We start from the raw sequence: 13,498 nt of genomic DNA on the forward strand, positions 1-13,498 counted from the left end.
GAACGGGTGATTCTATAGAAATACATTTAAAATGAGCTTAAAGTTTCTTTATTTACGATTGTGCAAAGATGAGCCAACAAAAAGGTTAAATTAAAGTTATTTTTTATTTTTTTTGATGCAAAATTAGCAAATCTAAAATCTTGATTTTATTATGTTGTTTTTATTTAAAGGGGGAAGCTTGAAACATCGTTCAGTAAGTATTGGCACAAAGCTTATGTTGGGATTGACAGGTATATTGGTTGTTTGTATATCAATTGTTACCATTATTGTGGTGATGACTTTGCAGACGATTCAGACACAAGAGGCAAACAAGATGCTTACTAATGCTGCTAAGCGTGAGGCAAATTTTATAGGAGGGATCTTTAATGAAATTTATGCCTCTGTCGATGTGAGTAAGCATTATGTAAAGCGGAATGTGCAAAGAGGTGAGCAGGCTGTTTTAGAGAATGATGTGATTGACATACTTAACAGCAACGAATGGGGAAGATTTGGTTATGTCTATCTTAAAGATTCTCGATACAAGGGAGATAAGATTATCAATCCTCAACATCGCTTACCTAATGGTGATTTTATGGTTTTGGCATTCAAAGATGAGCAAAAGAAAGTAAGCATTATATCGGCAAATAGTGTTTTCACAGATTTTAAAAGTGTGCAGCAATGTTTTGAAACAGGCAAGCCAACGCTCGGAAGCCCGACTTGGCAAAAAATCAATGATAAAGAATATTTCGGCTTGGGTATGAATCAACCTATTTTTGACAAAGATGGTGCGGTTATCGGTGTCGTTGGTGTGTTTATTGGTTTGTTGAATATCAATGCGATTTTACAAGATTCTACAAATTCTATTTATAAGGGTGATTTTAAGGGTGTGTATGCGACAGATTCTACTATTGCAGGACATGGCAGAAAGGAATTTTTGGGCAAATATTTACGAGAAGTGAATCAAAGCCCGACAATGAATGACCTTAAACACGCGATTGAAAATCAAATTGAGGGCATTTTTAGCTATATCAATTCATTGGGTGAGATGAGTTATACAGCAGTGGCGACTATTCCTATTGGGCATAATCAATGGATATGGACATTGATTGTCTCTGCACCGGAGAGTTCAATTTATGCTTCTGTGGCAAAGCTAAGGACGATTATGATACTTGCGAATATCGCAGTTGTAGTTATCGTGATACTTGCGATGTTTGTTTTTGTCCGAGTGCAGATTGTCGCACGACTTCAAGGTATTTCTGCCCTTCTCTTTAGATTCTTTAAATATCTTCGCCATGAGGTCGATACACCTCCGGCACTCCTTAAATTAAAAGCAGATGATGAAATTGGCATCATGGCAAAAGAAATCAATCAAAATATAGAGGGTATCCAGCATGGTTTAGAAAAAGACAAAGCAGCCATTGCACAATCTGCAAAAACTGCCAAAGCAGTAGAAGAGGGGGATTTAACCGCAAGGATTATTGAGAATCCCAACAACCCGCAGTTGATTGAGCTTAAAAATGTGCTTAACGCAATGCTTGATGTTTTGCAACATAAAGTGGGTAGTAATATGAATGAGATTCACCATGTGTTTGAATCTTACAAATCCTTAGATTTTACGACAGAAGTGCCAAATGCTCAAGGAAATGTTGAAGTTACGACAAATATTTTAGGTGAAGAAATGCGCAAGATTCTAGCGACAAGTGCGAATTTTGCAAAAGAATTAGCGGCGCAATCTGACGCATTAAAAGATTCTATGCAAAAGCTCACCAATGGTTCTCAAACGCAAGCAGATTCTTTGCAACAATCAGCATCAACGATTGAAGAGATCACTTTATCAATGGGTAATGTTTCAGACAAAACGGTTGAGGTAACGCATCAAGCAGAGGATATTAAAAATATCGTGGGTGTGATTAAAGACATTGCAGACCAAACTAATCTCTTAGCTCTTAATGCAGCGATTGAAGCAGCTAGAGCAGGGGAGCACGGACGAGGCTTTGCAGTCGTTGCTGATGAAGTGCGCAAACTTGCAGAACGCACAGGCAAATCTTTAAATGAGATTGAAGCAAATGTCAATATCTTGGTGCAAGGCATTAATGAAATGAGTGAATCAATCAAGACGCAAACAGAAGGGATTAGTCAGATTAATGAATCTGTCGCGCAGCTTGAGAATCTTACGCAAGAAAATGTCGAGATTGTCAATAATACCGATACGATTTCGCATAATGTCAATCGCATTGCCGATGAGATTCTCGCTGATGTGAATAAAAAGAAATTTTAATATATCATTGATTGTGTTTTAGTGCAATTTCTCAAATCTCTATAAAGATATAAAATCAAGGGATAATCAACTTGATGGAAGTTTTTATATTTTTCATTTTTATCCCTTTGGTTTGTTTTGTGGGATTCTATATTGTTGACAGAGCGATAATGTATCTGTGGGGTAAGATATTTCACAAAACATTAATTGATTTTTAGCCTAAACCCAAATTATGGGCATTGATCGCATTTTAAGTAGTTTGGTTTTATTTGGGGAATATTAAAAGCATCAAGCAGTAAAAAGAAAGCTTCAAGCCCTTCCTGGAAGACTTCGGATTCTAACTCATCTCCCACATGATACTTGAGATCCCCATCGCATTCACCTGTATGCGTGGCAATATATATATCCTTAAAATGCGTAGTCATAAGCGTTTCTTGTGCGACTTTATGGTGGCTTAGGCATTGCCTAAGCTCATTATAAATTTTCTTTGTGCGCTTTGTGTTATTTTCCTCTGGGTGCGGTAGGCATAGATTCTCAAAATACCCTTGTTCTTTACCTTTGAAAAATGTTATTGTGCTTGTTTTCGCGTCAAAAGGCACTTTGAAGCTGATTTTATCGACTTCACAGCCTATCCCCCACTTAAAGCAACTCGATACAGCCTCTGTAATATCCTGTTCGTTAATCAATGTTTCATCATACCATTTTGGCACAAAAGGATTGGGTATGCTCTCTTCATAGCCTTGATACATGAGAAACATATTGCGTGTGCTGACCTTTGCTTTATCAATTTCCCATGAGTCAATGTTGAGCGGCGTAGAGTCAAGAAACATAGCACTCATATCTTTGACTTTGCTTATATCCCATTGGTCAAGAGGTTGGCGGAAACTAGACGCTCGATAAAACATACCGCTCATATTTTCGACATTACTGACATTCCACGCATTGATGTTTTGGTTAAAGCTTGTTGCGGTAGAAAACATTTTCTCCATATTTTTGACTTTACTCGTATCCCATTTGTCCAAAGGCTGATTAAAGTCCCGCGCCTCATAAAACATAGAACTCATATCTTTGACATTGGCTACATTCCATTGATTTAAAGGCTGATTAAAGCTCATTGCATAATAAAACATTCCTTGCATATTTTTCACCTTAGAGACATTCCATGATTGTAAGTTTTGATTAAAATTCATTGCCCAAGCAAACATATCCTTCATATTTTCTACTTTGTTTGTATCCCAAGAATCTAAGGGTTGATTAAAACTTTCTGCATTATTAAACATAGAACTCATATCTTTGACATTGGCTACATTCCATTGATTTAAAGGCTGATTAAAGCTTATTGCCCCGCCAAACATATCGCTCATATTTTCGACATTACTGACATTCCACGCATTGATGTTTTGGTTAAAACTCCTTGCTGCAGAAAACATTTTTTTCATATTTTTGACCTTACTTGTGTCCCAAGAATCAAGCGGCTGATTAAACCAAGATTCTTCAAACATACTGCCCATATCCTCGACATTAGAGACATCCCACGAACCTATCGGGTGATTAAAATTATCCGCCTCATAAAACATACCACGCATTGTTTTTACCTTGCTCGTATCCCATGATTCTAACCCATTGAAATCCACTCCTACCCTTGTCGTTTTTTCAAAAAGGTAGCTCATATCGGTGATAGATGAGGTGTCAATCTCACCTAGATTGATACTTTTATCTTCTACAAGATTTTTAAGCTCTTCTTTAGTCTTTGGGAAGTATTTGTATTGAGAATCTTTACAACCACTCCATAGCCCCAAGCTCAAGATGATTAATGCTATGATAATGTCTTGATAGAGTCTCATTCTATCTCCTTATTGTCGAAAGTTTATTATATTATAAACTATTTTTCAATTGACATCAATTATCTTTGTGTTTAACAAAAATTCCTACACTTTTTTTAGAAGCTTAATAAAAGACGGGGGAGACTCAATGAAGAAAGCAGGCATTTTTTTGGCAGCGGCTTTGGTAGCAGGTTTTGCTATTGCCTTGACATATTATAATGAAGCAAGGACAGATAAGGCAAAGACACAAGAAGAAATCCCCTATCAACATACACATTTGGAGAATACTATGGACGGATATAAAGAAATCTACCTTGCAGGAGGTTGTTTTTGGGGAGTGGAAAAATATTTTGATTCAATCAAAGGTGTGGTGCAGACCGATGTGGGCTATGCAAATGGCAATACAAAAAATCCAAGCTATGAAGATGTGGTTTTTCGCAATACAAACCATGCCGAAGCTGTGCGGATTGTGTATGACCCAAAAGTTGTGAGTTTGCCCTTTATCCTTGAGATGTATTATCAGATTATCGACCCAACTTCGGTAAATAAACAAGGAAATGATAAAGGGACGCAATACCGCACGGGGATTTATTATGTTGATAGTAATGATGAAGCGATTGCAAGAGAATCTCTTGATAAGCTCGCCCTTAAGCATACAGGGCAAAAAATTGCGATTGAATTACAACCTTTGGCAAATTATTATAAAGCCGAAGAATACCACCAAAAATATCTCAACAAAAACCCCAATGGCTATTGCCATATTGGCGAGGAACAATTTGCCAAAGCGCGGCTTGCGACTGATACGAGCTTGCGCGCGGGGCAAAATGCGTGGCAAAGCGCGGCACAGGCTGCCCCCAAAACCTACCAAGCCCCAAGCGATGAGCAATTGCGCAAAAGCCTCACCGACTTACAATACCATGTTACGCGCCAAAATGGCACAGAACCTGCTTTTAGGAATGAGTATTGGGATAACCACCAAAAAGGTATTTATGTAGATGTCATTACCGGTGAGCCGCTGTTTTCGTCTAAAGACAAATTTGACTCTGGCTCGGGCTGGCCTAGCTTCACGCAGCCAATCAGTGGCACAAAGCTGCAAGAACACACCGACAAAAGCTTTGGAATGCTTCGCACAGAGGTGCGCAGCGGTGCTGGCGATGCGCATTTGGGGCATGTGTTTGATGACGGACCAAAAGACAAAGGCGGCTTGCGCTATTGTATCAACAGCGCGTCATTGCGGTTTATCCCCAAAGAAGATATGGCTAAAGAGGGCTATGGGCATTTGCTGCATTTGGTGGATTAGTCAAAGATTCTTTAAAAATAATCTTTGATTTTAACCAAATGTGCTATAATTCTTGCGCAAAAATTCAACAGCGATAAATAAAAATACAAAATTCATAGAAGTGATAGGTTTATTATGGGCTTATTGATTGCTTTCTTTATGCTGACTATTACGATTTCTTTCCTTTGTTCAATTTTAGAAGCGGTGCTTTATTCGATTAATCCGCCTTTTATGGAGAGCTATTCTAAGGCACACCCTAGAGCAGCAAGGATTCTTAGATATTTGAGGGAAAATATCGATAACGCATTGGGTGCAATTTTGATTGTGAATCTTTTTGCTAACACGGTGGGTGCAGCAGGTGTAGGTGCGCAGGCGGTAGAGATTTTTGGTGAGAGTTGGCAAGGTATCGTAGCGATCATTATGACTTTGAGTGTTTTGTATATCTCTGAAATCTTGCCAAAGACGATTGGTGCGACTTATTGGAGGATTCTCGTTTTACCCTCTTGCTATGTGATTTTTTTCTTTTATTGGCTTACTTTTCCGCTAGTGTATATTTCACGCATTATTACTCGTATCTTTAAAAATGATGACGCTAACCAAATGAGTCGCGATGAAGTGTTGGCGGTTATGGAATTAGGAGAAAAAAGCGGTTCAATTAATGAGCTAGAGGGCGACATATTGGAGCATCTTATTGAACAAAAATCACTTAAAATTAAAGATATTATGACGCCTAAAGAGGAGATTTTTTCTCTTGATGAAGAAATGAGTATTAAACAAGCTTTAAAAGCGACAAGCGAACATAAATATTCGCGCATACCACTTTATTCAGAAACACCCGATAATATTTGCTCAATGGTTTATCGAAAAAGCATTATGCAAGCAAGAATCGAAGGCAAGAAGAAAAAGTCTCTCAAACACCTTGCGAGAAATATAACAAAAGTCAATGAAGACCTTGGTTTGTTAGATTTGTTGGAATATTTTATCATCAAAAAGGAACATTTATTTGTAGTGATAGATAATGCGGAAAATATTATCGGTATTGTGAGTTTGGAAGATGTAACAAATGCTGTGCTTAGCGTGGGAAATGTCCAGCGGCACTAAGGAGAGGTGATGACACTGCTTATTATTTATTGCATGATTGCTATTGTGGTATGTTTTTTTTGCTCCATTATGGAATCTGTGTTTCTTTCTATCACACCTTCATTTGTTGCGAGCTATGAAAAAAAGAATCCAAAAATTGGCGGTTATCTTAGACATTTGAAAAATAATGTCGATGATGCTGAAGGGGCGATTTTGGTGCTTAATACCTTTGGTGTTACGGCTACTTCTACGGGAGTGGGGATTCAGGTCGCACAAGTTTTTGGTTTGGAATGGCAGACTTTTGGAGCGGCTTTGCTTACGATTGTGTTGATTTATGTGTCTGAAATCTTCCCTAAAACTTTGGGGACAGCGTATTGGAAGACTTTCGCTCCTTATGTTACTTTGAGCATACATTATTTGCTTAAAATTACTTATCCGCTTGTAGCGATTTCTCGATTGATCACGCGTTTTGTCAAATCAAGCGCAGGGAATGCCATTAGCCGTGATGAGATTCTTGCAGCGAGTCAGATAGGGCAGCAGGGTGGCTCCATCAGCAAACGCGAAGAGAGTATTATTGAGAATCTCTTGAAACTCAAAGATTATCAAACCATTGATATACTCACACCTAGAAGCGTAGTTTTTGCATTGCACCATGATGCGACAATCAAAGAAGCTCTTAGCCTGAAAGGCACTTATCATCATTCCTATATCCCTATTTATGGTGAGAATCTTGATAATATCATCGGTGTTGTATGCGCTCAAGATATTTTAGAAGAAGCCATTGAGGACAATAAAGACAAAAGAATCTTTGAACTAATGAAACCAGTGTATATCGTGCCTTTTAATCTTTCGGTTTTGAATCTGCTTAATTTATTTCTCACTAAGAATGAACGTTTTTTTGCAGTGCAAGATCGTTATGGGCAATTAGCCGGGATTGTTACGCTTGAAGATAGTATTGAGACACTTTTAGGTGAAGAGATTATTGATGAATTTGACGAAGCTGCCGATATGCAAAAGCTTGCAAAAGAGAGAATTCGAGGTTATTATTTAAGATATTTGGAGAGGGTTAAAAATAATCAAGACAAAGTAAAAGATGAATAATAGAATTGTGTGAGATTTTTGTTTTCATCAAATCATAGATTCTATTGAGAGCATTTGAGACAGATGTCAAGCAGTGTGTCTGCGATTTTTTTAGCTTCTTGCAAGGGAAGATTCTGATGACAGGGGATAGAGATTTCAGAACGATAGAATCTGCTTGCATTTTTGCATTGTATATCATCATCTAATACCATACGATAAAGGTTAAATTCGTAAATAGGTTTATAATGCACTTGCACACCTAAGCCTTTTTGCAAGAGTGCTTGGAAGATTTGTTCTTTCTTCTCCCAAAGGTTAGGGCGAAGCAAAATAGGATAAAGGTGATGAGAACTTTGGATATGTGGCGGTATGGGTATCGTTTCAAAATAGTTATTACCCGCAAAATATTGATCATAGAATCTAGCGATTTCTCTACGATGAGCGATAAATTCCTGCAAACGAGGTAATTGACTAATCCCTAAGGCACTTCCTAGCTCACTTAGACGCAGATTCATACCAATCAGTGTGCAGTCATAATCCCATAAAGCATTTTTTTGCACCCCATGCGAACAAATAAGCCGTGCAAAATGGGCTAATTTTTTATCGTTGGTAAGCAATGCCCCGCCTTCTGCTGTCGTGATAGGCTTAAGGGCGTGAAAGCTAAAGATAGTTGCATCTGCCAAAGAGCCTATGGGCTGATTATGGTAACTTCCACCCAAAGAATGAGAGCTATCGGAAAAGAAAGTGAGTTTATATTTATCGGCAAGACTTCGAATCTTGTTGATCTCTACACTTTTGCCTCCATAATCCACACTCACTATGGCTTTAATACAAGATCGTTGAGGGTGTGTTTTTAAAAGATTTTCCAACGCATTTTCGTCCAGATTCCCATCTGGCTTGATGTCGCAAAAAATGGGCGTAATCCCCCATTGGAGCATCATATTGGTTGTGGCAACAAAGCTTATAGGTGTCGTGATGAAACAAATTTTCTCTGGTGGATGTGTAAGAGGCGTATCATAAAGTAGATGTGCAAAATCTTTATACATAAACGCACCATAAAGTGCATAAAGTGCGGAAGTAGCGGAGTTAAAACTAATGGCATATTTAGCATTGACCAAGGAAGCAAGACGATTTTCAAATTCTAAAGTGCGCTCACCTTGTGTGAGATGAGAGGATCGAAGTGTATCACAAACAGCATGAATATCATCATCATTGATTGATTGTGTGCTGTAAGGAATCATTATGCCAAAAGCTCTTGAACACGACTTTCGCTAAGTTTGGTTGTGTCGTGAGAAACGCGGAAGAGGTTACTAAATTTCTTTAAGAAAGATCCTTCTGTGGCTTGGACATTTTTTGCTGTTGTTTTGCCATTAGCAATTCTTTGCGTGCTATCTTGTGCATCATCTTGAAGGATTTTTATAGCATCTTTTACTTGCACTTGTTGATCTTTAAGAGTATCATAAAATTTTTGTGCGTCTGAATCAAGAAGCTTAGGATTAAGTTTTTGAGCATCAAATATAATATTATTATCACGATCTTTGATATTTTGACTAAAAACATTGTTGCCCTCAAAGAGTGCCTTTTTAAATGTATTGTCAATATTTTTCTTAAGCGTTGCCATTTCACTTTTAATATCATCTCGTTCATTCTTCTCGAGAGTTTCTTTGCTTTCTTGTGCAAGGGTAGCATATTTTTTTGCATCAGGCTCCATAGAATCAAGCGTATTTTGAGCGACTTGAAGCCGACCGATATTGGTATTAATATCCTTGATATTTTGGGCAAGTGGGTTTGTTTTGACTTCATTCCTATCGACAACTTTTTGATCTTGCTCAACATTTTTGCTTTTTGATTTGATTTCAGATGTTTTCAACTCTTTTTGGGCAATGCTTTGACTTGTGCTACTGCTATCAATTTTCATAATTTACTCCTTATCAAATTTACTCCCCGATCCTATTCTGAATCAAGCATATTTTGTTCCAAATATTTTGTATGGATATTGGAAGCAAGGAAATCTTGATTTTTCATCATCTTAATGTGAAAAGGGATAGTTGTTTTAATGCCTTCGATACAAAATTCTTTCAAAGCTCGGTGCATACGATTAATAGCTTGTTGTCTGTCAGCTCCCCACACAATGAGTTTGCCAATCATAGAATCGTAGTGCATAGGCACGGTGTATCCGCTATAAGCGTGCGTGTCTAGTCTCACATTTGCACCTCCCGGTGCGATCCATCGCGTGATTTTACCAGGACATGGGTAGAATTTCTCGGGATCTTCTGCTGTGATACGGCATTCAATAGAATGCCCTTTAAAGTTAATACTTTCTTGAGAGGGAAGTTTTTCACCTTCTGCGATGCGTATCATCCACTCGACTAAGTCAAGACCGCTAATCATTTCGCTCACAGTATGTTCTACTTGCAAACGCGTGTTCATTTCCATAAAGTAAAAATCTTCATAATTTGCATCAAGTAAAAATTCAAAAGTGCCCGCTCCCACATAATGGATATATTGTGCAGCTTTGACAGCAGTCTCAAGTAATCGTTTGCGCACTTCGGGTTTAAGGACAACTGCTGGCGATTCTTCGATAAGTTTTTGTTGTCTGCGTTGCAAAGAACAATCCCTTTCGCCAATATGAAGCACATTGCCGTGTTTGTCTGCGAGAATCTGCACTTCAATGTGTTTGGGATTACGGATAAATTTTTCCATATAAATTGTGCCATCACCGAATGCACTTACTGCTTCAGATTCTGCAGCAAGGTAGAGATTTTTAAGCATTTCTGGTTTTTCAACGACACGCATACCTCTACCACCACCACCTGCAGCAGCTTTAAGAATCACAGGATAACCAATTTCTTTGGCAATTTTTTCAGCTTCTTTGTAATTTTTTAAAGCTCCATCACTGCCTAAGATGACAGGCACACCTGCTTCTTTCATCACATCTTTTGCTTTTGATTTATCACTCATAAGAATCATTACATCAGCGGTTGGTCCGATAAATTCGATTCCGTGATGTGAGCAAATTTCAACAAAATTTTGATTTTCGCTTAAAAACCCATATCCGGGGAAAATCGCATCAGCTTTTACAAGCTCTGCTGCAGTCATAATAGCGGGTATGTTAAGGTAACTTTCACTCGATTTATCACCACCTACACAAATTTTTGCATCAGCAACATCAAGGTAATAAGCATCTTTATCTGCTGTCGAATAAATTGCAATGGCTTGTTTGCCCATTTCTTGGATTGTTCTGATTGCTCGGAGTGTGATTTCTCCACGATTTGCAATCAAGATTTTTTCAATTTTTTTGGTTTGAACTGATGTGCTCATTTTGCATTATCCTAAACATAAATTAGAGTTTTTCGACTTTGATAAGATTTGTGCTAAATTCGACAGGTTGTCCGTCATTTACCTCAATAGCAACAATCTTGCAATCAAATTCAGCCTCAATTTCATTCATAATTTTCATTGCTTCAATGATGCCAACCGTCTGACCCTTCTTTACTTTATCGCCTACATTGATATAAGGTGCAGCTCCGGGTGATGGAGAACGATAGAATGTCCCCACCATAGGAGAAGTGATGAAATGCCCTTCTGCACCTTTAGAAGGTGTGTTTGCAGGAGTTATATCTGGTGTCGGAGATGGCGCACTTGCAGGGATTGAAGCGACAGGGGCATTTTGCATTTGAGTTGCAGGGATAGTGGTGATTTGCGTGTTTGCACCGGCTTTTTGCAGCTTAAGCTCAAAATTTTCTTGCTTGATGCTGAATTTGGCTATATCGCTATTGTCGAAAAGCTCCATAATCTTTTTGATTTCTTGTAGATTCATTGGGCGACCTTTTTGAAAATTTCTAAAATAAATTGCGCTATAATACCATATTTTCAAAAAATAGTCATTAGTAATTTTGCTAAAGTGAGGTAAAAAATGGGGTTGAAGTCGGATAAATGGATTAGAGAAATGGGACAAAAGGGTATGATAGAGCCTTTTTGCGAGAAACAAATAGGGAAAAATGTCGTGAGTTATGGTTTGTCTAGCTATGGTTATGATATTCGCGTGGGCAATGAATTTATGATTTTTACTAATATCGGTGCAACACTTGTCGATCCTAAAAGTTTCGATGAAAAAAATGTCATAGAAGTCGATGCTGCAGAAAGTGGCTATTGTCTCGTGCCTCCAAATTCTTTCGCTCTTGCTCGCACAATGGAATATTTTAGAATCCCGCGCAATGTTTTGGCGATTTGTCTAGGAAAAAGCACTTATGCAAGATGTGGGATTATCGTCAATGTAACACCCTTTGAGCCAGAGTTTGAAGGACATATCACGATTGAAATCAGCAACACCACGCCTTTACCGGCTAAGATTTATGCTAATGAGGGCATTGCTCAAGTGCTTTTTTTAGAAGGAGATGAAGCGTGTGAAGTGAGCTATAAAGATAAAAAAGGCAAATATCAAGGGCAAAGAGGCATTACATTGCCTAAGGTGCTTAAATAAGCTTCTTTAGATAAATTCAATTTACGAGATAAATTTATCTCTTAAAATATGGTTTCACATTTGCACAATTTTTCAAATATTCCCTTAGTTCTTTAGCCTTATAACAAAGGCTAGAGTTTATTTTGGCTCTTTAAATTTGCATTAAAATATCTAAATCCACTTAAATATCTCGCACAGAAATCCCTAAAAATCATTAATCATTTTATTTAATAAAATTTATTAAATATCATTTAAGTTTTAATTAGTATAATAATCATTCTTATAAATAAAGTTTAGTTTTTAAGTAAAAATACTTATAAGCTAAATGAATTTTTTAAGAATAAAATTTTTGTTTATAGGAGATTTTAATGAAGAAGATTTTTTCAGTTTTTGTATTAAGTTTGACTTTAGGGACAAGTTCATTATGTGCGACAGAATCTATAAAGATTCAATCTCCAAGTATGTAAAACACAGCTTTGACTCAAGCAGAAATGGCATTTTTATTTGATTCTTCTGATGTGAATGTCATCACACTTTCAGATGAAGAAATGGCTTTGACACAGGGGGAGGGATTCTTTGCGACACTTGCTGCTAGTTTTGCTGTAAGTGCTGGTATAGGTGCGGTTAAATGGGGTTTTTGTAGATTGACAGGCGGGAAAGGATGTCGATTTACAGCGAGTGGCAAAGCTCCCTTTTAATTGATCAATTAAGGAGCATTGAATGTTTTTGGTTAGTTTTGCTAGTGCTTGTGCCGGGATAATGTTAGCATGTGCAGGCAATACAATCGACTGCCATATTTGCGAATCTTGCCAAAGTTGGGTAAGAGTAGGCATAGGCGGTATGTATGCGAACTATCAGACGCAAAATGATATAGGGAATTATGGAGGTTATTTGAATCTTGAAGTTAAAGGCGTTACTCCTAATGCTCGATTCCAATTTGTCGGTATCAGTCGCACAGGGCTAGCAAAAAGTAATGCCTCCAACAAATCTCTTACGCTTATGGGGAGGGATTTTGATAAAAACACTTCGGTGTTTGTCGAGCTGCGTCCCAAGGTAGGGGTGAATCTCCTCACACCTCATCGCCCCTTGTATCTTAATATCGCCTATACATTTGATGGCACTCGTTCTCATATGGATTTAGATGATGGAATTAGGACATATATCCATCAAGTCGGATTAGATCTTGATGGGATAGTAAGGCAAAGCGAAAAGTTTCGTATCGAATATGGCGTAGGTTATGATTATGTCGTTGGGGGGTCTTATGATAATTCCTATACTACTTTAAAGCTTAATGGAGGCTATGCTTTGCGTGGTAGTCTAGGCTTTGCCTATGATATTACACAGAATGTGCATTGTTATATGAAAGCAAATCTCAAATATCAGTCTTTGAATGATGTTGCCAATAATATCGCATATTATCCACAAAGTAGGAGTTACACAGCAGGGCTTGAGCTAGGGTTTGGTTTTTAGAATCTAAAATTTAGAATCTATGAGATGTTTTTGTGATACAAAATACTCATAGATTCTTTATAGTATTTAAT

At 37.7% G+C, this 13,498-nt stretch carries 12 protein-coding genes; 7 read left to right on the plus strand and 5 right to left on the minus strand.

The features are described 5' to 3' along the window. The first annotated feature begins 178 nt into the window (after window positions 1-178). A complete protein-coding gene (locus tag LS68_RS09930) occupies window positions 179-2,257 on the plus strand; it encodes a methyl-accepting chemotaxis protein (protein ID WP_277872312.1) in 2,079 nt (692 codons plus the stop codon). A gap of 209 nt (window positions 2,258-2,466) precedes the next feature. Here the strand turns inward: LS68_RS09930 and LS68_RS06405 are convergent, their stop codons facing one another. Then, window positions 2,467-4,080, minus strand: coding sequence for a BspA family leucine-rich repeat surface protein (locus LS68_RS06405; RefSeq protein WP_138091237.1), 1,614 nt, complete (start codon window positions 4,078-4,080; stop codon window positions 2,467-2,469). A 127-nt stretch (window positions 4,081-4,207) separates the two neighbouring features. Here LS68_RS06405 and msrB point away from each other — a divergent pair, with 127 nt between their 5' ends. The 3 genes from msrB to LS68_RS06420 all read left to right on the plus strand — a co-directional run bounded on the left by msrB (window position 4,208) and on the right by LS68_RS06420 (window position 7,519). Next, entirely contained in the window at window positions 4,208-5,359 is a 1,152-nt protein-coding gene (msrB, locus tag LS68_RS06410) for a peptide-methionine (R)-S-oxide reductase MsrB (RefSeq protein WP_081950906.1), read from the plus strand. Window positions 5,360-5,473: 114 nt separating this feature from the next. Further along, window positions 5,474-6,439: a CNNM domain-containing protein gene (locus LS68_RS06415; protein ID WP_052100252.1), complete on the plus strand. Its 966-nt coding sequence runs from the start codon at window positions 5,474-5,476 to the stop codon at window positions 6,437-6,439. Window positions 6,440-6,448: 9 nt separating this feature from the next. Next, a complete protein-coding gene (locus tag LS68_RS06420; protein ID WP_034370686.1) occupies window positions 6,449-7,519 on the plus strand; it encodes a CNNM domain-containing protein in 1,071 nt (356 codons plus the stop codon). A 41-nt stretch (window positions 7,520-7,560) separates the two neighbouring features. On the opposite strand, the gene pseC is transcribed toward LS68_RS06420, so the two are convergent. The 4 genes from pseC to accB are packed head-to-tail and all read right to left on the minus strand — an operon-like array spanning window position 7,561 to window position 11,315. Further along, complete coding sequence (pseC, locus tag LS68_RS06425) at window positions 7,561-8,736, minus strand: UDP-4-amino-4,6-dideoxy-N-acetyl-beta-L-altrosamine transaminase (protein WP_034370684.1); 1,176 nt, start codon at window positions 8,734-8,736, stop codon at window positions 7,561-7,563. Continuing rightward, complete coding sequence (locus tag LS68_RS06430) at window positions 8,736-9,413, minus strand: hypothetical protein (protein ID WP_034370680.1); 678 nt, start codon at window positions 9,411-9,413, stop codon at window positions 8,736-8,738. The genes pseC and LS68_RS06430 overlap by 1 nt, the downstream gene beginning before the upstream one ends. Window positions 9,414-9,445: 32 nt before the next feature. After that, entirely contained in the window at window positions 9,446-10,816 is a 1,371-nt protein-coding gene (locus tag LS68_RS06435) for an acetyl-CoA carboxylase biotin carboxylase subunit (protein ID WP_034370677.1), read from the minus strand. Between the two features lie 22 nt (window positions 10,817-10,838). After that, window positions 10,839-11,315 (minus strand): acetyl-CoA carboxylase biotin carboxyl carrier protein, encoded by a 477-nt coding sequence (accB, locus tag LS68_RS06440; protein WP_034370674.1) that lies wholly within the window; start codon window positions 11,313-11,315, stop codon window positions 10,839-10,841. Between the two features lie 96 nt (window positions 11,316-11,411). On the opposite strand from accB, the gene dcd reads away from it, so the two are divergent. The 3 genes from dcd (at window position 11,412) to LS68_RS06455 (ending at window position 13,427) form a co-directional block, all read left to right on the plus strand. Beyond that, window positions 11,412-11,978 (plus strand): dCTP deaminase, encoded by a 567-nt coding sequence (gene dcd / locus LS68_RS06445; RefSeq protein WP_034370672.1) that lies wholly within the window; start codon window positions 11,412-11,414, stop codon window positions 11,976-11,978. Window positions 11,979-12,448: 470 nt separating this feature from the next. Continuing rightward, the gene (locus LS68_RS06450; RefSeq protein WP_138091239.1) at window positions 12,449-12,655 is read left to right on the plus strand and encodes a hypothetical protein; all 207 of its coding nucleotides are present in this window, start codon (window positions 12,449-12,451) and stop codon (window positions 12,653-12,655) included. 22 nt (window positions 12,656-12,677) lie between these two features. Then, on the plus strand, window positions 12,678-13,427 hold the full coding sequence (locus tag LS68_RS06455; RefSeq protein ID WP_034370736.1) for a hypothetical protein: 750 nt from the start codon (window positions 12,678-12,680) through the stop codon (window positions 13,425-13,427). The last annotated feature ends 71 nt before the right edge of the window (window positions 13,428-13,498 follow it).

Source organism: Helicobacter sp. MIT 05-5293 (assembly GCF_000765665.2).
Classification (GTDB): Bacteria; Campylobacterota; Campylobacteria; order Campylobacterales; family Helicobacteraceae; genus Helicobacter_C.